The organism is Oribacterium sp. KHPX15, from assembly GCF_900107835.1.
In the GTDB taxonomy this organism is placed as follows: Bacteria; Bacillota; Clostridia; order Lachnospirales; family Lachnospiraceae; genus Oribacterium.
Window position 1 is genome coordinate 78,204 of sequence record NZ_FNRG01000015.1, and the last position, 18,998, is coordinate 97,201.

Sequence of the window (18,998 nt, forward strand, 5' to 3'; positions counted from 1 at the left end):
TTTTTGTTCTGTCACGATTTTTTAATCGTCATGCGGCTTTATGAAGCAGTTCAAGCGAAACTTTAACGATTATCAGTCCATCAATTATAAGAGATTTACAGCTGAGGTGTTGTCTCGTGCAGGTAACGTATAAATGTGTTTACTTCATGCTGAGTGCGGAGTCTTGCGACATATCGGGTGATCCCTGTGCCATATTCATCTGTTTCCTTTCGGCGTATCATGAGAACGTCATGGAATTTGTCAGCAATGCGGCTTTCAGGATGAACATAGGACGGGCCTTCCTTACGGCTTGCATATACACAGAAGCAGTCTTCATCATTTTCGGAAGTATGATGTCCAAGCTCCGATGAAGTCTGAAGACGACCGTCCAGGTAGCGCTTGTCTGTTGTGATCATATCTGCCCAGATTTTGTATACATCCACAGAATGAGCGTAGTTCATCATGTCGGGAGCATCACCACCTGCAGGACAGATGGAAGCATTAACGGCAACATAATCACCGGCTTTGCCAAGCTGACCGTGATCCTTTGTAAGATGCAGAAACTCGACACGCATAAAGCGGGAACCGGTTCCGATTGCCTTCAAAGCTCTACGGCCAAGGAGGCGAAGCTTTGCAGGCATATTAGGGCAGGTGTAGTAGATTTCTCCGGTATCGATCAATACATCCGGATTCTTTGCGGGAGCCCATACAGTCATGGATTCAAACAGAGGGTTACAATGACTGTCTGCAATGGCATCATAGGAGCAAAGTTCGGCCTCTACAGGCGCTGCCGTAGCACCAAAAGCATCAAGGTCTCTTGTGAAAACCGGGATATCGGTTCTCCGGAAACGGTCCAGCAGCCGGATAGAATCTTTCACACCTTCAAGATCTTCAGTTTTCAGACCGGTTTTAATGTTGAAATCAGTACGAAGAGAGGCATCCTGGCTGAGCCAGTATTCATTCATGGACTCAAGGTAGTCAATTCTTCCGTATTTGTAAGTAAAGAATGCAACTGCCCTGTAAACCTGATCGTAGTCGGAAAGATCCGAAACCTTGTAGTATTCTGTCAGACTGTCCTGAAGATCCTGATCCAGTTCAACAAAAGAAGCATCGCCGATTCCTAAAACATTAACACCATTTTCTCTGAGTCTTTTACAGAAATGCCGGTAGTTATGAGGATAATTTGGAGATATAAAAACGAAATTCATTATAGAAGCCTCCTGAATTGTATTATTGAGGTGAGGGACATAAGATTGCTTAGTATCAGATGCATGTCCAAAATACATTATAACCATTTTCGGACTAAATTAATATAAAATTTCGTAATAAAATTGCGCTAAAATGTCATATCATGGTATACTTTTCCTATCTGTTTGACAATGTTCGTGAATTGAAAAAATAGGGAGAGACTGATTATGAAACAGGAGCTTTATACATGGCACAGTAAGCAGTTGGATAAAGATATGTCGCTCTTCGTGTATGGTGAGAAGGGCATTCCTCTTTTGGCTTTTCCGAGTGAGAATGGTTCGGCCAATGATTGGGAAGAGCACGGAATGGTTGAAGCAATTCAGGAATATATCGAGAAAGGCCGTGTCCAGCTATTTACGGTTAATACTGTGGATTCGGAAAGCTGGTTTTGTGAGAACGGTATAAATCCTTGGAGAACGTCCAGACAGGAAGCCTATTATAATTGCATAATAGAGGAAGTGCTGCCTTATATTCATAAGAAGAATAAGTCAAAGACCATGCCTATAGTGGCCGGAGTTGGTATGGGAGCAAATCATGCTGCCATCATTTTCCTGAGGAGACCGGATCTTTTCCAGTCTCTCATGGCGCTTTCGGGAATTTATGATGTCAGGTATTTCTTTGATGATTATATGGACAGCAATCTTTATGACAATGCGCCTGAACGTTTCCTTGAGAATATGCCGCCGGATCACGCGTACATAGAGCTCTACAATAAGAGAAAGATGATTTTCTGTGTAGGACAGGGATATCAGGAGTTTGACGGTGTTAAGACACTGAAAAGTCTTGAAAGAATTTTTATTACCAAAAGTATCGACGCCTGGTGCGATTATTGGGGATATGATGTAAGTCATGACTGGTACTGGTGGAAAGAGCAGATTCAGTACTTCCTCCCGGAACTCCTGGGTGACAACGATAATTTAGATTGATATCCTGTTTTTGACAGTACAAGTAACTATCAGGTCTTGGGATTGGCTCTGTGAGCCGGTTCCAAGGCTTTTTTATTTTATGTCTTGACCAGGGACTTCCAGACATTTTTTGGGGTCTGCTTTCCTTTCCTGGTCAGTTCACAAATTATACACAGTTTTCTCTATATTCTTTCAGTTTTCTTTCAGCTTTGTCTTGTATGATACAGCCATCCTGAGAGGAGGAAATGACATGGCAGGACAGATTTTTGAGAGAATTGAAAAGAAGTTTATGCTTACAAAGGAGCAGCTTGAGAAGTTAAAGCCGATACTTGATAAGTATATGTCTCCCGATAAATTCACTGATTACACCATTTGCAACATATATTTTGATACAGATAATTTTCAGCTTATAAGAACATCTTTGGAGAAGCCAAAGTACAAGGAAAAGCTGAGACTCAGATCCTACGGAGTTCCAACCGAGGATCAGGAGGTTTTCCTTGAACTTAAAAAGAAGTATGCAGGTATAGTTTACAAGCGTCGGGTGGCAATGAAGATGAGTGAGGCAAGAAAATATCTCTACGAAGATAAAACACCGGAAATAGAGATGAACTTCGCAAACAAACAGATTTTAAAAGAAATCGACTATGCGAAAAAGCTTTACGGATTAAAACCCAAGGCATTTATAGGTTATGACAGAGTGGCACTTCACGGAAATGAGAACAGCGACCTGAGAGTCACCTTCGATAATGCCATAAGGGCGAGAGAGAATGACCTGGAGCTCACACACGGTGACATGGGAGAGCACCTGCTTCCTGAAGGAAAGACACTTATGGAAGTGAAGATTCCGGGTGCCATGCCTATGTGGATGGCAGAGGCATTTGCAGAGCTTGACATTAACATGATGTCTTTTTCAAAATACGGAACTTACTACCAGCAGCATTTTGCCGAACGTACAGGCCGGGAGGCAAAAATCATGGCGCTTAAGCAGTACAATGCAATCGAGCTTCGTAATAGTGGTGAGGCAGAGGCATTGGACCGTGTCGGAATGGCAGGCCGCAGAGCCATGGCGTGAATATGATCGGAATAATCGGATTATTTTATACGTGCTTGAAGATTTAATGAGAATATATCATACCGGAATATTTTTCGGATATTACAGATAAAAACAGTATCATCAGATGATAAAGGTTTGAAAAACTGTTCAGTATGGATTTTGGAGGTATAAAATGTTAGATACAATAATAAACGGAAACAATATCACATCAGAAGGCTTTATCGTATGCCTTATGGCATCACTGGTTTTGGGAGCGGTCATCGCAGCCTTCCACAGCTTCAGGAACAGATACAGTAAGAATTTCCTTATCACACTGGTTCTTCTTCCGGCCATCATTCAGTCGGTTATCATGCTGGTGAATGGTAATGTCGGTACCGGAGTAGCTGTAATGGGAGCCTTTTCTCTCGTGAGATTCAGATCGCTTCCGGGAAACAGCCGTGAGATCGCATCTATCTTTTTGGCTATGGCTGTGGGACTTGCAACAGGTATGGGTTATGTCATGCTGGCAGCAGTATTTACTGTAGTCATTGGCATAGTAACCATGGCGCTTGTGGCAGCTCCTATAGGAGAGACTAAGGAGCTTGAAAGAGAGCTAAAGGTTGTAATCCCTGAGAATCTTGATTATGCAGGTATATTTGATGATGTTTTTTCCACTTATGCGGAAGGCACAAAGCTCATTAAGGTTAAGACTGTGAATATGGGTTCACTCTATGAGCTGATCTACCAGTTAACACTTAAGAATGCAAGTCAGGAAAAGCAGATGATAGATGACCTCAGGGCAAGAAACGGAAACCTTGAGATAGTTTGCGGAAGAATTCCGGAAAAGACAGAATCACTATAAAATATATGAAATCTCAGTATTCGGTCGGAAATTCAGGTTGAATACAGAATATCAGTTATTAATAATCGGAAAAACCAAGATGGAAAGGATGCCCGGTTTTTAGTATCAGGGCAAAGTGAAAAATGAAAAAGCAGAATATTTCAGAAAAAATGTTTAGAAGAACCTTCAGAGGTGCCGCGTCAGTTCTGACACTGGCATGTGCGGCAGCTATGTTTGGTACCGGCTGCAGTAAGAAGCAGGCAGAGACAACAGCTGCTGTTGAGACAGAGGCTGCAAAAGCGGAAGATACAAAGGCAGAGACTGATAATGTATCAAAGGATGAGACTCTCATAACAGTGGAGTCAGGTGAGATCAAGGTTTCAGGGGCCAATTCAAAGGCCGTAAGCATTAGCGGCACCACCGTGACCATAACAGATGCCGGAATCTACAGGTTAAGCGGTGAACTTCCGGAAGGTCAGATTTCGGTTGAGGCCGGAGACAAGGATGATGTGAGGCTTGTACTTGATAATTTCAGCATTACAAACAGCGAGACTGCGCCGATAAACGTTGTGACTTCCGGAAATTTCTTTATTGAGCTTGCGGAAGGCAGTGAAAATACGGTTGAGGATAAGCGTGAGGCTGCCAAGGACAGTGGAAAGGACACATCTGATGCCCCCGATGCTGCCATTTACAGTAAATCAGACCTTTACATAACCGGTAGTGGTTCACTTACCGTGCAGGGCGGATATTGTGATGGTATCCATGGCAAGGATGCACTGGTGATCTCAGATGATGTGAAGCTTGATATCACTGCAGCAGAGCACGGAATCAATGGTAAGGACAGCCTGGAAATACAGGACGGAGGAATTAACATCACCTCCGGTGAGGACGGACTTCATTCAAAGGGGGACGTTATCATAAGCGACGGAACTCTGGTGATCCATGCGGAGGATGACGGTATCCATGCGGAAACTGCTCTGATCATTGACGGCGGAACTGTGGATGTGGCTGATTCCTATGAAGGACTTGAGGGACTTTCCGTGACCATCAACGGCGGTACAGTCAGGGTCAAGGCTTCGGACGATGGTGTCAATTCCGCCGGCGGATCTGATGAAACCGATGACATTTTCGCTGTTACCGAGGGTGCTGCTATCACCATCAATGGCGGTAATGTCTATGTTGCGGCAGCAGGTGACGGTCTTGATTCAAACGGAAACGTTGTTGTGACCGGCGGTGAGATTTACATAGATGGTCCGGAAATCGGTGCAAACGCTCCACTTGACTATAACGGAACAGGAACCATCACAGGTGGAACCTTTGCTCTCACAGGCTCTTCAGGCATGTTCCAGAGCTTCAGTGAGGATTCAACACAGATTCAGCTTGTGGTTTACTATACTGAAAAGCAGGAAGCGGGTACCAAAATCACTGTAACCGATTCTGACGGCAATGTAATCTATGAAAATGCTGAGTCAACCCAGGCATTTGAGGCATTCCTTCTTTCAAGTCCCGAACTTAAGCAGGGTGAGACTTACACAGTAAAGACCGGAGATCAGGAAGAAACCGTAACTGTAGATGGAAACATTGCCACCATCGGTGAGAGAACCGGCGGCATGATGGGCGGCTTCCCCGGACACGGCATGCGTGGTCAGCAGGGAAACGGTGAGCAGGGCGAAATGGGCACACCACCGGAAGGCATGCCTGAGATGAATGCTGCCGATGGCCAAAACGGTGCACCGGAAGGAATGACCGGCGGCTTTGGTCAAGGCGGCCCCGGTGGCCAGGGTGGCCCCGGAGGAAAGGGTGGTCCCGGTGGACAGGGCGGAAATCCACCTGCTGACATGGGCGGAACCCCTCCCGATATGAACGGTGCTTTCGGCCAGACCGGAGCCGGAGAGACTCTGCCTGAGACCAGCGCAGCAGCAGGATAATCAATATAATTTATAATTGGGCTTTGGTAATGTACATTTAAACAGATATGTCACTCTAACAGAAAAAATATACTGTTTGAAAAACACCTTCTTGTGTAACACTTGTATACACTGGGAGGTGTTTTTTGTTGTTATTTTTTCGATTCTTCAGCATGGTTTAAGCTTCGCAAATTAAGATACAGCCATACAGGTCATGAGAAGAGATGGAAACTTATGATCTGGATTTTATTTCTACGAATATGTGAAACAGCGTTTGACCTTCTGAAAGGAGCAGTAATTATGTATATAGAAACAGCACTTATAAAGATAGCGGTGATACCGGCATATGAGCCGGATGAAATGCTTATAGAAGTTGCATCTGAGGCAGCAGCTTCTGGCTTTGAAGTTGTAGTGGTGGATGACGGATCTGCGTCAGGAAACTCTGTTAAGAGCGGAATAGTTCCTGTAGAAAAATATGACAGAATTTTCGGAGACGTCATGAGTTTTGCCCATGTGATACGTTACCCTGAAAACAGAGGAAAGGGGTATGCCATGAAGCAGGCTTTTGCCTACATCAAAGAAGAGTACAAATATGAAGACAACTATGCGGTAGTAGTCATCGACTCTGACGGACAGCACAAGATTGTTGACGCCACAAGACTGGTGGAGCATGCTGCTGTACACCCCGGAACTCTTGTACTGGGAAGCCGCAAGCAGGGACCGAGTTCACCGCTCAGAAGCCGTATAGGCAATGGAATAACCAGAAATGTGTTCAGACTTCTTTCGGGAGTCAGAATTTACGACACTCAGACAGGACTCAGGGCCTTTTCAAAAAAACTTATGGACCGGATGCTTTCTGTTCCGGGTGACCGCTATGAATACGAGATGAATATGCTTATGAATCTTGCCCGTGAGCAGGTTCCCATGGAGGAGCTTACCATAGAGACTATCTATATCGATAACAATGCCGGCAGCCACTTTAATCCCCTTAAGGACTCAATCCGTATCTACAAGGAGCTTTTCAGGTTCAGCCTGTCTGGTTTCGTCGGTTTTCTCATAGATTTTGCTATTTTCGGATGCATCGTGGAACTTTTCGGAAAAACAGCCTATGTTATGCTTTGTGCCAATGTTTTCGCCCGTTTGATCAGTGCCACAGCGAATTACAGCATCAACCGGAATTTCGTTTTCGCAGGTACCGACAATGAATATATAGAGGCTGAAAAAAGGAACAAGGTTAGTGTGGCAAACTCAGCGGTAAAGTACATGCTTCTTGCAGTAACCATTCTTGCTTTGAATACAGCACTCCTTTGTGCAGTGACAAAATTTTTGCCTGTAAACCCCATGATCGCAAAAGTCTGTATAGAGATACTGATGTTCTTTGTGAATTTCACACTCCAGAGACGATTTGTATTTGCAGCATCAGGAAAGGGCGTTGAAGAAAATAAAGTTTCTGCACAGCCTATGAGGGTTGAGGCAAAACAGACCGGAGAGGATAGAGAATCGGTAAAAGGAAGTCATAGCCCCTTTCAGGATTACGGGGTAGCGTGAAAATAATCAAGGCTGACCCGCTTGAAATGAAGCGAAACCCTAATTGAAACGGGAACAGGTCATCAAAAAATAAACAGAACGATAAGGAACATTATATGAAGGATTTTTTCAGCAGCTGGAAATACAGACTTACATCATTTCTGGCTCTTACAGCGTTTACGGGATATGCGCTATTGGACACATTTGTAATCCCAAGAAGCTACACAGAAGGAACAGTGCAGCAGTCGGTGGCATTAAATACAGAAGGAACAGTTGAAGTTGATAAAAGCGTGTTTGAAACCGCAAAGGGAACCGGTGCCAATGCCGAGAACCTGGGCAAATCGGAAGAGGATGCTTCAGAAACAGGGAACAGTTCTGAAAGTAATATAGATAATGCTTACGGAACTGAGAATGTATCCGAAAGCAATACAGAAGCTGCTTCGGAGAAGCATCACAGAAAAAACAGACCTGAAAGGATTGAAGTTAGCAGCACATCCAAAGCTGAGGAAGCAGTATCAACAACTATAGATACAGTAAGTTCAGATGAAGTTATCGGAACCTACACCGACAGTGTAAAGACCATTACCTTAAGTGAATACAGAGCAAATGATACTTCCATATATGTTGCGGATGTACATTTGCTTGGAGATGCCACCGAGCTTGATGAATCGGCCTACAGTGCCTCGGATCTCATTCAGACAGCCTTTGCGGATGATACCTATGGCAAAAATTTAAAGGAAGCTACTTCTGTGACAGCGGAAGAAAATGACGCCATCCTTGCCATAAACGGAGATTTTTACGGGGCGCAGAATGACGGTTATGTCATAAGAAACGGAGCTCTTTACAGATCCACCTCAGGAGGAAATGAGGATCTGGCTATACTTGCAGATGGAAGCTTCGAGATTTTTTCGGAAAATGACCTTTCCGCAGAAGAGGTTCTGGCTGCCGGAGCGGTGGACGTACTCAGTTTTGGACCCGGTCTGGTGGAGAACAGTGAGATAGCAGTAACAAAGGACGAGGAAGTAGGTAAGGCAATGGCTTCAAATCCGAGAACAGCTATCGGCATACTTGAGGATGGACATTACGTATTTGTGGTTACCGACGGAAGAACAGAAGAGTCTGAGGGCTTAACATTGTACCAGCTTGCAGAGTTTATGCAGAGCCTGGGTTGCACGTCTGCCTATAATCTTGACGGTGGCGGCTCAAGTACCCTGTATTTCAACGGCGAGATCATCAACAAGCCAACCACAGGTGGTAACAATATAAAGGAAAGATCGGTCAGCGATATAGTTTATCTGGGAAAAGCAGAGGATTCTGCAACAGAAAGTACATGAGGTGTGAAAGTTAAGTGATACCCTTGTATGCAGTTCGATATTAGATTTAGATGGATATCTGAAAGGATAAAGCTAATGAAAGAAAAATGTATAAATGGAAATGTTTATAAGAGCGGTGTTAAAGGATCAGATATAAGCCAAAAGAATGAAATCATGGCAGCGAAGGGAGAGGATAAACCCGGCGAAGCAACTAAAAAAGTACTGGGCTACGTCTTAATCACCATAGCAGTTGCCCTGTTCGGCGCAGTTTATGAGTACTTCAGCTTCGGTGTTTATTCCTACTATATGATATATGCTTTCGCCATCCCGTTGATTTTGGGCGTACTGCCGTGGCTTTTTATCGCCTCTGCCCGAATGGGAAGGGGAGCAACTGAAAAGGATTACCCTCCAATGTACACCATAAATCTATGGGGATCCGGCATTGCCACCCTGACTGTGGGCTCGGTTTTTCACGGAATACTGGATATCTACGGAACCACAAGTTCTTTATCTAAGGTTTATTTCATAGTTGGAGCAGAACTCCTGCTGACAGCCCTCATGACATTTATAGGGTACAGAGAGAAGACCAGGTTATTTTTTTAAATACATATCGCATATTGTTACAATTTTGCAAATATTATGATATTTTTTAAATGCTTTCTATGAAATCCCTCTATTTAAAAAGAGGATTGTAAGATATACTTAAGAGGAATGGCGTTTCAGCAAAGTTCATAAAAACAGAACAGAGGAGAATCACATGATTTCGATTTTGGTGAGCCTGATAGGAGGACTTGGTCTTTTTATAGCAGGCATGTACATGATGAGTCATGGTATCGAGAAGGTTGCAGGTAACAAGCTTCGAAAGATACTGGAGACGTTTACGAGAACAAGACTGACGGGAGTGCTTGTCGGAATGTTCTTTACAGCTGTTATCCAGTCGTCCAGTACGGCGACGGTTATGGTTGTAACCTTTGTTAATTCCGGTTTGATGGCCCTTTCCAATGCCTGCGGAATTATACTCGGTGCCAACATTGGTACCACAATTACGGCAATGCTCGTAGCCTTCAGGCTATCTGCCATAGCACCTATATTTGTTTTCTTCGGTGCTGTGATGATGAACTTCATCCCCAATCCTACGGTGAAGAAATCCGGTGAGATAGTGATGGGATTCGGACTTTTGTTTGTGGGTATATCCACTATGTCCAGTTCCATGGCAGCCCTCAGAGAGATTCCGGCAGTCATAACCTTCCTGTCAAGCTTTACCAATCCGGTGCTTGGCGTACTTATGGGATTTGTCATAACATCGATTGTTCAGTCATCTTCAGTTACTGTTTCAATCCTCGTTGTTATGGGTTCCATGGGACTTGTGGATCTCAGGATATGTATGTTCATCATCCTTGGATGTAACATCGGAGCCTGCTCAAGTGCGGTTCTCACAGCGCTTCAGGGAAATAATAACGCAAAGCGTGCAGCACTCATTCACTTGCTTTTCAATATTTTCGGTACAATTCTGATGTTTGTCCTTCTGCTTTTGTTTTCACCGCAGATCGAAACCATCATAAGAACCATATCAGGAACCGGAGATGATCCGGGATCCCTGGGACGAAACATTGCGTTTGCCCACTTTATCTTCAAGGTATTCCAGGTGGTTGTTTTCTATCCGTTTATGGATCAGATCATCAAGCTTACCTATGTTCTTGTTAAGGACGGCGAGGAACAGGAAGACAGCGAGGATGTTTTCAAGCTCAGATACATCAATCTCAACAAGCTTCCAAACCCTGCGGTTGCCATCTATATGGCTAAACAGGAGATGGAGAGGATGGCTAATGCTGCCTTCACCAACCTTGCCACAGCCATGGATTGTCTTCTTAACGAAGATGCTTCAGGAATCGAAAAGGTTTATGAAACAGAAAAGTATATCGACTGGCTTTGTGAGCAGATCAATACTTACATGACTAAGATCAACCAGAACGCCATTCCTTTGCGTGATGCGGATCTCATCGCAGGTTATTTCCATGTTTGCTCGGATATAGAGCGAATCGGAGATCATGCAGAGGATATAGCTGACATTGTTAAGTATTTTAATGAAAAAGACGTTCATCTATCAACGGATGCCAAAGAGGAACTCAAAGGCATGATGGCTATTGTTAGGGAGCTTATGAAGGATTCTTTGGACATGTTTGTTACAGGTGATATGACAAACATGGAAAAGGTAAGAGATCTTGAAAATAAAACCGATGAGCTTGAGCGTGAGCTTCAGAACAAGCATATTCAGCGCCTCAGCGAAGGTTTGTGTTCTGCACAGGCAGGTGTATTCTTCTCAGATATCATTTCCGGAATTGAGCGTGTAGGAGATCACGCAACAAATATCGCTTTTTCACTTTATGATGCGAAAAACCGCAGAAACGAAAAGGCAGGATAATTCAAATTTAAAAACAGCCAAGGCTGTTTTTTGATACTAAAAAACGTTATATAACAAAAAGCAGATAAAAAAACGGCCTCCAATCATTAGATCTAAAGATTGGAGGCCGTTTTTTTATCTGCTTTTTTGATGTCTTGGATTATTGATTATCCTGCAATGTTTCCAATTGCATTGCCGTTCAAATCGGTTCCATTTACTGCATAGTCGCCGGAAGCTGCCTGTGTTTCAACTGGAACTTCATAGCCTGTGGTTTCTGCTGCAGCTGCTTCTGTATAAGCTGTTTCTGCAGGAGTTTCCATAACAGTCTCTGCTGCGGTTTCAGCAACAGTTTCAGCATAAGACTCAGTCATAGCAGTTTCGGCTACTGTGGTTTCTTCAACAGCGGCAGTCTCTGTACCTGCAGCAGAAGAGGAATTAACTACCTCTTTGTTTGTGATTACTTCATGTGCAGATCTTGTAGGAGCTACCTGAGATTTTACTCCGATATCAGGGTTTCCTGTGTCATCATTTATAACTTCGTACCATTCACCATTGTGATACTCATAAAGAGCACCATCGATATATGTTGTGTCACCTTCCTGGTTTCCTTCAGTAACAGCCTCAGTTTCCTCAGAACCGGGTCCTCCGGCAGCGTCTTCGTCTTCACTTTCACCGAAAAGAGCTCTGATTTCCTCAGTGCTTAACTGATGGATTTCCTTTGTTTCGAATTCATCATAAGACATAGGGAGCTTAACATTACCGGAAACTATGATTCCTGCAAATGTATTGGCCTCATCTGCGGAAGCGAAGGATACGGTTATGGTTTCAGCTGGCTCAAAATCATCATTGATCAGTGCGATATGCTGTTCTGACTCTGTTCCCTTAAAATCCACTGTGGAGCGTCCGAAAGGATTGCCGTCAACAGTTACGTAAACATCATTTGAACCCGGAAGATATTCATAGTCGATAGCAAGTAATCCGGATACGGCGTTATCGTCATAATCACGGACATAATCCGCAAGGAGTACGTAAGTAGTGTCATCAACCTTCTCAAAGTCACTTGCAGATATATATGCAAAGTCTTCAAGGGTTTCGGAAGCAGCATTGAGAGCATCTGAAGCAGTATTGAGTGTTTCACCATTTTCTGAATGCTCCTTGATTGCTTTAATGATCGCATCTGCAACTGCAGCATTTCCTTCAGCATTCTGATTTACCTTATCGTCATCTGCAGTATCTGCTGCGTTGCTGCCGTTTGCTTCCATTAGCTTTGCTACATCTACAGTCAGACCGTAGTAGTGATCTGTGATATTCTGGATTGCGGAAGCATTATCATCGGCGTAGCCTTCAGGGTTAGTGACAGAAGAAGGTTCGATGAGAGATATGAGGACTGCATCGGGACTCTTGTTTGCAAGAGCACGGATAAGACCTTCATAGAAAATTCCGAAGCTTGAAGGATCATCGTAATTTCCAAAGCTAAGAATAATCGCATCATATTCCACATCTTCAGAGAGCTGATTTGCAACGGCATAGCCTGAAAAAACTGTGTTGTCAGAAGGAAGCGACAGGTTCTCCGGCAGAACCTCGGAACCGAAGGTCTCTGTGATCTTTGCAGAAAGAAGCTCGGCCCATGCATTAGAGGAATCCTCAAGATTGTTTCCGGCAGCAAATCCATCGCCTATTACTAAAACGGATACAGGCTTTCCGGCATTGAGTTTTGCGTAAAAATTTCCGGTTACTACGGATTCTCCGGTTTCTTTGGTCTCGTTCTTCTGATCGGATTCAGTTACAGCTATTGTTGTCTCCTGAGGTGTCTTAACGGAATTGTTCTGACCGCTGATAGCGGCGATGCCAAGCAGGATAACTGCTACACCGGCGGCTCCACCGATACAGGCTTTTTTGTTATTCTCAAAAAAAGTTTTAAAATCCATTGTTATCTCCTTAATATCAATGCTGTGGAGGGATAATGCTTTGACCATCCACGTTTGATGCGCAATGATTGTTACTTGTGCGCAAGGTGCTGATTAACACAGTGATTAATAATACTTTCATTGGCGATAAAAATCAATTAACTTTATTTGAATATTCTCGCAAAATCCCGTCATAAGGTAATAGTGCGTTGCGAATACATGCAGGTTGTAGCCGGCAGATATACATTTTACGGATGGATTGCACGTATAAAACAGAGCCCCCGGTCAGTTTTTAACTGACCGGGGACTCCGAAAGTTCTGTATAGAATAGTTATGGAGCGATAGTAATGCCTATGGTTGGACCTGCGTTATTCCACTGACTTAAATCTATTCCCTGACCGGCCTCGACAGTGTAGGCTGTTGTCGGTATCGTGATTGTGGCAGAATCTGCGGGATCGCTGATGACAGCCTGCTCGGTTGATTCAGGGGTTTCTATAGCAGCAGTTTCAGGAACAACGGTTTCCTGGGGCAGTGCGGCTGTTTCTTCTACAGTAGTCTGTGCAGCAGCAGTTTCAGGAGCCGGGGTTTCTGCGACAGCAGCTGTTGTTTCTGCTGCTTGAGTTTCAGTCTGCTTTGGAGCAGCTTTTTTTGCAGGAGCCTGAGTTTCGGAAGCTTTCTTTGTTTCCTTTGTAGTCTCGTCCTGTTTCTTATTATCATTGTCTGCCTTGGTTTCCTTGGCAGTTGTCTCCGGAACCTTGGTTTCTGCTGCAGTTGTTTCCTTTGCCTTTGTCTCTGCTTCTGTGGTTTCTTCTACAGTTGTCTCTGCCTCTGTGGTCTCCGGAGCCGTAGTTTCAGGTGGAAGAGGAAGCTCATCGTACTTGTCCTTAGGCTGATTGAAATTGAGGTTTCCGGTTATGATGAGACCATGGAAACAGTCTGCCTGTTCTTTTGTGGCGAAGCTGACTGCGATACTGTCATTGATGGAAGCATCGTTATCCACTATACGGATATGTCTTTCCGGAGAAACACCTTCGCTTTCAAAAGAAAGACCTCCGAAGATAGTATTGTCGATGACTACCTGGGCGGTGTTGCTGCCGGTAAGGTAGTCATAATCAAGTCCGATCATACCGACGGTTTCTGAACCGAGAGTTGTAAGCTCCTGTGCGCTGATGATGAAGTTGCAGTCGTCGAGACGCTGGAAACTGTCTGATGCGATGTAATAGTAATGATCGTAAAGAGCTGCGTCAGGATTAACAGGTGCTATTGTTCCGTCAGATTCCAATGTTGAAGTTGTTGAAGCCTCAGCATTATTATTTTCAGGAACGATTTCCTCAGGATTCCTGAGCTTGTCGTTTATCTTACGAACTATCCAGTTTGCATAGAGCTTCTGGCCTTCAGCATTTGGAAGAACGCCGTCATCTGTGAAAGAGTTCACATCCTCGCCTGTAACCATAAAGGCTTCGCCCATGTTTGCAACGATGGCACCATAGTGCTCAAGAAGATTTCTGGCATAGGTTGCTGTTTCATCAGAATATCCACCCGGTTCTGTTAATGATGCTGACTCGATCATGCCGATGATCTCTGCGGAAGGATATTGCAGCTTTATGGAACGAAGCAGGCCTTCATACTGAAGATCAAATGTAAATGGCGCGTCATAGTAACCTAAAGCTACGATAACCGCATCATAGACAGAATCCTTGTTCCCTGCCGCCTCGTTCATGAGAGTTACATATGCAGAGTAGGCGTTGTTTCCATTAGGAAGGGAAAGATTCTTTACTGAAGCTTCAGATCCAAAACTTTCATTAATGCCTGATGCCAAAAGGTCTGTCCAGTTTGTTCCATCCTTGGCGCCTGCGCCTGTGCCGAAAACGTCACCGATAACAAGAATTGAAACCGGCTCCTTTGCACTAAGCTTATTAAGAAAACTATTGTCTTCCGGAATAACAGCAGAAGCTGCTTCTGAGCCATTACCCTTTGTGATGATATTTCCGTCTGCATCTGTCTCAAGCTGGAGTCGTTCATTTGCAGCATTGATTCGTTCTGCATTAACAGACTCATCGATGGCATCCTCAGTGATGGCAGTGTTTACCATATAACCAAAGGCACCGATTATGGCAACTATCATCAGTATGAGTACTGCAAGCAGTGCTGAGCCTTTCTTTGTAAGAGTGGAACCGGAGTTGTTCCCGGATCCTGACTCTTGTGGGGCAGATGTAGCTGGCTCGTTTGTTGTTTCGGAAATATTGTTCTTTTCGTCTTTACTCATAATTAAAAATCCCTCATCTATTCATACTTTTTCAATTATAAAAAGGAATAGTAATTTTTTCTAGTTTTTTTAATGCTTTTTCGGGCAATGTGGTATCATGGTAGCTATGTTGTACGATAGAGACATTAGAGAACCCCTGTTTTCCTTTCTTGAAGATACCTATGGGAAAACCAGAATAATAGAAGAGAAAATCATGGGCAAAAGCCGTGCGGATGTGGTTATGGTCACAGAAGACAGCATTTACGGAATAGAGATTAAGTCGGATGCGGATACTTACGTGCGGCTTTCCGGGCAGGTAAAGGATTATGACAGATTCTTTGACTATAATTACATTGCAGTGGGAACAAGTCATGCCATGCATATAGAGGAGCATGTGCCTGACTACTGGGGCATCATAACCATAGATGAGGAGGATGGTAAACCTGACTTCTACATATTAAGGAAGCCAAAGGAAAACCCCCATATCAGATACGAGGATAAACTGAGCCTTCTGTGGAGGCCGGAGCTACAGCGTATAGTCAGTCGGAATCTCAAAAACAAGTATGACTATCTCAGCAAAAAAGAGGTCATAAAAAGAATATCTGCCCAAATTAGTTATGATTGTCTAAGAAAAGAGATATCGACAGAGCTGTTTGAAAGAGACTATAATACCGTTTTGGACGAAATCAATAAATTCCGTGTGGAGAAGAGGAAGGCGAAGCCCAGGAGAAAGAAAAAGCTTCCTAAAGCAGGACACTCATTGCTGACTTCTGACGGAAAACTGATCAAAAAGCCGGATCTTAAAGTTTCACATACAGTTAAGGCTAAAAAGAAAAAAGGATCAAAGAAGGGGTAAGGGACAATACGATGCAGAGCTTTTTTATCGCAGCCAATGCAGTAATACCGTTTATTTGTTATATGTTGTATGGATACATCATAAGACATTTGGGATATGGAGACGAAGCATTTTATACAAGGCTTAATCAGATAGTATTCAAGGCTTTTTTTCCTATTCTGATGTTTAACAACCTTTATTCTGCTGACATTGACTTAGGAGAAAATGCGTCCCTTATTGCGATATTTACCGGTGTTCTCATAGCGATAATCCTGCTTTGTATAGTACTGGTGCCTGTTTTCGTAAAGGAGAATCCAAGAAAAGGCGTTGTCATTCAGTCTATATGGCGCAGTAATACCCTGATGTTTGCATATCCTTTATGTGTAAGCATGTACGGAGAGGATTACGGAGCACTTGCGTCACTGGTTATCGCAACGATTGTTCCTGTATACAACGTTGGTGCGGTTATCATTTTCACACTTTTTGACAGAAGCGCAGGGTCAAAGGTGGATGTCAAAAAGATACTGATGAATATAATAACAAATCCTCTGATAGTCGGTGCCATTACCGGAGCTGTATTTAAATTTGCAGGCTGGCAGATTCCGGCATCTGTCATGAAACCCATCAGCAACTTTGCGAACATGACAACGCCGCTTGCCATCTTTATTCTGGGAGCCACACTTTCATTACCTGATATTGGAAAAAATATGAATATCATTGTTGTGACATTATTCCTGAAGCTTGTGGCGGTGCCGGCATTTATTCTTGGTTTAATGTATATGCTTGGATATAGAGGACCTGAGCTTTTCATTGCGTTTATCCTGTATGCGACCCCTATTGCCGGAGCATCGTTCCCAATGGCCCAGAATATGGGAGGAGACGGGGAACTTCAGGGTCAGCTCCTTGCCATAAGTACGGTTTTATCATTGTTTACCATATTCTTCTGGATAATGAGCCTTACAGCAGTGGGGATTTTCTAAAAATGGTTGATTTTGAAGGTGGTGATCGTTTTCGACCATATCAAATGCAGAAATCATCAAAGATATCATAAACCGTAGGAAATCCTCGAAAATATGATAGATTAGTCATGTGAATGACGATGTTTCAAGGGGACATTATCGGTATAGACAGGATAGAATATCTAAGATTTTCAGATGTTTTTTCGCGTTGACTACGAAAGTTATCATTTTTATAATGTTCCATGAAAAGGTGACAAATTTTTATCAGTTTATATCAGGTGGGATTTTGTTCCCATACACAGGAGGATACACCTATGGATCTTTCATTTAAAGAAGGCGCTTTAAAAGCATTTCAGGAGAAATTCGGCACAGAAAGCCTTGATGGAGTAAAGTGTTATTTTGCACCCGGCCGTGTGAATCTCATAGGAGAGCATACAGATTATAACGGTGGACATGTTTTTCCATGTGCGCTTACTATAGGAACCTATGCGGCTGCAAAAAAGAGAGATGACCGTAAGCTGCGTTTTTACAGTGTCAATCTTGATAAGATCGGTGTAGTAGAAACCTCCCTTGATGAGTTCAGACCTTTAAAAGATGATAACTGGACATCCTACTTAAAGGGAGTTATGTGGGCCTTCGAAAAGAGGGGCTTTAAAATGGATAAGGGAATTGACTTGGTTATTTACGGAAACATTCCCAACGGATCAGGACTTTCCTCCAGTGCATCTATCGAGGTTCTTACAGGTTTTATTTTGAGAGACCTCTATGGTTTCGATGTGACTAATGTTGACCTTGCTGTCATCGGTCAGGATGCGGAGAATAACTACTGCGGTATGAACTGCGGAATCATGGACCAGTTCGCAAGCGCTATGGGTAAGAAGGATAATGCTATCTTCCTTGACTGCGCGACACTTAATTACGAGTACGCTCCTGTAGTTTTAAATGGAATGAAGCTGGTGGTTACCAATACAAACAAGAAGCATAAGCTCGTGGGTTCAGCTTACAATGACAGAAGAAGAGAATGTGAGGAGGCAAGAGAGATACTTGCTTCTGTTGCAGGAATCAAGACCCTTGGCGACCTCAGCAACGAGGATTTTGAAAAGCATAAGGATGCCATCAAGGATCCGGTTGTTCAGAAGAGAGCAAAGCATGCGGTATATGAGAATAACCGTACTCTGACAGCTGTTGCAGCTTTAAAGGCCGGAGACATTGAAACCTTTGGAAAGCTTATGAATGCATCACATGTTTCCCTGAGAGATGATTTCGAGGTCAGCTGTGAGGAACTTGATATCCTTGTGGAAGAGGCATGGAAGGTACCGGGAGTTCTCGGCTCACGTATGACCGGCGGCGGATTTGGCGGCTGTACAGTTTCCATCGTAAAGGATGAGGCGGTTGAAGACTTTAGGAAGCTTGTGGGTGAAGCATATAAGAAACGTGTCGGCTATGATTGTACATTTTATGTTGTAAGCATCGGCGACGGACCACAGGTGATTTAAATCATGCAATGGACTAACAGATAAGTAGTTTATGTGGCGTCAGCTCTTGAGAAGCGATTCTAAATGTGCTGTCGTTCCTATTATAGTCCAGCGGTGTGATGTCAAGTGAAAAATAATAATGTTTTGATATATTTTCTGCATCATTTGCTGGAAAAAGGGTAACCTTAATAAACCCTGCGATTTCAGCTTTTTTGAAGCAGGTGGTATTAGCAACAGGAATAAGTTCTTATTCCGCTGCTCGATATAGGCGATTATCTTTCAGCAGTCGAAAGATTAACCGCACAAATTTACGGGCAGTTAATGCGAGTGCACGTTTGTGTTGATGCCTGTTCACTTCTTTATACTTGGAGTGATAGAAGTTGCGGTACTCTGTGTCGCATTTCACGAGAGACAAGGCACCTT

General features: G+C 43.5%; 14 protein-coding genes. 11 read left to right on the forward strand and 3 right to left on the reverse strand.

The features are described 5' to 3' along the window. Window positions 1-95 precede the first annotated feature (95 nt). Window positions 96-1,187 (reverse strand): hypothetical protein, encoded by a 1,092-nt coding sequence (locus BLV86_RS10350; protein WP_090816891.1) that lies wholly within the window; start codon window positions 1,185-1,187, stop codon window positions 96-98. Between the two features lie 207 nt (window positions 1,188-1,394). On the opposite strand from BLV86_RS10350, the gene BLV86_RS10355 reads away from it, so the two are divergent. The 8 genes from BLV86_RS10355 (at window position 1,395) to BLV86_RS10390 (ending at window position 11,175) form a co-directional block, all read left to right on the forward strand. Next, on the forward strand, window positions 1,395-2,153 hold the full coding sequence (locus tag BLV86_RS10355; protein ID WP_090816894.1) for an esterase family protein: 759 nt from the start codon (window positions 1,395-1,397) through the stop codon (window positions 2,151-2,153). Between the two features lie 229 nt (window positions 2,154-2,382). Next, window positions 2,383-3,204, forward strand: coding sequence for a polyphosphate polymerase domain-containing protein (locus tag BLV86_RS10360; RefSeq protein WP_090816897.1), 822 nt, complete (start codon window positions 2,383-2,385; stop codon window positions 3,202-3,204). Window positions 3,205-3,358: 154 nt separating this feature from the next. Next, a complete protein-coding gene (locus BLV86_RS10365) occupies window positions 3,359-4,027 on the forward strand; it encodes a DUF4956 domain-containing protein (RefSeq protein WP_090816900.1) in 669 nt (222 codons plus the stop codon). 122 nt (window positions 4,028-4,149) lie between these two features. Further along, complete coding sequence (locus BLV86_RS10370) at window positions 4,150-5,934, forward strand: carbohydrate-binding domain-containing protein (RefSeq protein WP_090816903.1); 1,785 nt, start codon at window positions 4,150-4,152, stop codon at window positions 5,932-5,934. 279 nt (window positions 5,935-6,213) lie between these two features. Beyond that, a complete protein-coding gene (locus BLV86_RS10375; protein WP_175456503.1) occupies window positions 6,214-7,461 on the forward strand; it encodes a bifunctional glycosyltransferase family 2/GtrA family protein in 1,248 nt (415 codons plus the stop codon). A 95-nt stretch (window positions 7,462-7,556) separates the two neighbouring features. Next, window positions 7,557-8,774, forward strand: a complete 1,218-nt coding sequence (locus BLV86_RS10380) for a phosphodiester glycosidase family protein (protein ID WP_090816909.1) — start codon at window positions 7,557-7,559, stop codon at window positions 8,772-8,774. Window positions 8,775-8,849: 75 nt separating this feature from the next. Further along, window positions 8,850-9,356 (forward strand): hypothetical protein, encoded by a 507-nt coding sequence (locus tag BLV86_RS10385; protein WP_090816912.1) that lies wholly within the window; start codon window positions 8,850-8,852, stop codon window positions 9,354-9,356. Window positions 9,357-9,510: 154 nt separating this feature from the next. Further along, on the forward strand, window positions 9,511-11,175 hold the full coding sequence (locus BLV86_RS10390; protein WP_090816915.1) for a Na/Pi cotransporter family protein: 1,665 nt from the start codon (window positions 9,511-9,513) through the stop codon (window positions 11,173-11,175). A gap of 146 nt (window positions 11,176-11,321) precedes the next feature. Here BLV86_RS10390 and BLV86_RS10395 read toward each other — a convergent pair whose 3' ends face one another. Together BLV86_RS10395 and BLV86_RS10400 are read right to left on the reverse strand one after the other, a co-directional pair. Next, the gene (locus BLV86_RS10395) at window positions 11,322-13,082 is read right to left on the reverse strand and encodes an SGNH/GDSL hydrolase family protein (protein ID WP_090816918.1); all 1,761 of its coding nucleotides are present in this window, start codon (window positions 13,080-13,082) and stop codon (window positions 11,322-11,324) included. 310 nt (window positions 13,083-13,392) lie between these two features. After that, entirely contained in the window at window positions 13,393-15,327 is a 1,935-nt protein-coding gene (locus BLV86_RS10400) for an SGNH/GDSL hydrolase family protein (protein ID WP_090816921.1), read from the reverse strand. A gap of 97 nt (window positions 15,328-15,424) precedes the next feature. Between BLV86_RS10400 and BLV86_RS10405 the strand changes: the two genes are divergently transcribed. The 3 genes from BLV86_RS10405 to BLV86_RS10415 all read left to right on the forward strand — a co-directional run bounded on the left by BLV86_RS10405 (window position 15,425) and on the right by BLV86_RS10415 (window position 18,596). Continuing rightward, the gene (locus BLV86_RS10405; protein ID WP_330386223.1) at window positions 15,425-16,162 is read left to right on the forward strand and encodes a sce7726 family protein; all 738 of its coding nucleotides are present in this window, start codon (window positions 15,425-15,427) and stop codon (window positions 16,160-16,162) included. Window positions 16,163-16,173: 11 nt separating this feature from the next. Beyond that, window positions 16,174-17,121 carry an AEC family transporter gene (locus BLV86_RS10410; protein WP_090816924.1) on the forward strand — a complete coding sequence of 316 codons (948 nt, stop codon included), beginning with the start codon at window positions 16,174-16,176 and terminating at the stop codon, window positions 17,119-17,121. Window positions 17,122-17,414: 293 nt separating this feature from the next. Continuing rightward, window positions 17,415-18,596: a galactokinase gene (locus tag BLV86_RS10415; protein WP_090816927.1), complete on the forward strand. Its 1,182-nt coding sequence runs from the start codon at window positions 17,415-17,417 to the stop codon at window positions 18,594-18,596. Window positions 18,597-18,998 lie beyond the last annotated feature (402 nt).

What these genes read in the sequence shown, in the direction of transcription:
- BLV86_RS10350 (WP_090816891.1), bottom strand. Translation starts at nt 1,187, where the DNA reads ATGAATTTCGTTTTTATATCTCCAAATTATCCTCATAACTACCGGCAT.
- BLV86_RS10355 (WP_090816894.1), top strand. Translation starts at nt 1,395, where the DNA reads ATGAAACAGGAGCTTTATACATGGCACAGTAAGCAGTTGGATAAAGAT.
- BLV86_RS10360 (WP_090816897.1), top strand. Translation starts at nt 2,383, where the DNA reads ATGGCAGGACAGATTTTTGAGAGAATTGAAAAGAAGTTTATGCTTACA.
- BLV86_RS10365 (WP_090816900.1), top strand. Translation starts at nt 3,359, where the DNA reads ATGTTAGATACAATAATAAACGGAAACAATATCACATCAGAAGGCTTT.
- BLV86_RS10370 (WP_090816903.1), top strand. Translation starts at nt 4,150, where the DNA reads ATGAAAAAGCAGAATATTTCAGAAAAAATGTTTAGAAGAACCTTCAGA.
- BLV86_RS10375 (WP_175456503.1), top strand. Translation starts at nt 6,214, where the DNA reads ATGTATATAGAAACAGCACTTATAAAGATAGCGGTGATACCGGCATAT.
- BLV86_RS10380 (WP_090816909.1), top strand. Translation starts at nt 7,557, where the DNA reads ATGAAGGATTTTTTCAGCAGCTGGAAATACAGACTTACATCATTTCTG.
- BLV86_RS10385 (WP_090816912.1), top strand. Translation starts at nt 8,850, where the DNA reads ATGAAAGAAAAATGTATAAATGGAAATGTTTATAAGAGCGGTGTTAAA.
- BLV86_RS10390 (WP_090816915.1), top strand. Translation starts at nt 9,511, where the DNA reads ATGATTTCGATTTTGGTGAGCCTGATAGGAGGACTTGGTCTTTTTATA.
- BLV86_RS10395 (WP_090816918.1), bottom strand. Translation starts at nt 13,082, where the DNA reads ATGGATTTTAAAACTTTTTTTGAGAATAACAAAAAAGCCTGTATCGGT.
- BLV86_RS10400 (WP_090816921.1), bottom strand. Translation starts at nt 15,327, where the DNA reads ATGAGTAAAGACGAAAAGAACAATATTTCCGAAACAACAAACGAGCCA.
- BLV86_RS10405 (WP_330386223.1), top strand. Translation starts at nt 15,425, where the DNA reads ATGGTAGCTATGTTGTACGATAGAGACATTAGAGAACCCCTGTTTTCC.
- BLV86_RS10410 (WP_090816924.1), top strand. Translation starts at nt 16,174, where the DNA reads ATGCAGAGCTTTTTTATCGCAGCCAATGCAGTAATACCGTTTATTTGT.
- BLV86_RS10415 (WP_090816927.1), top strand. Translation starts at nt 17,415, where the DNA reads ATGGATCTTTCATTTAAAGAAGGCGCTTTAAAAGCATTTCAGGAGAAA.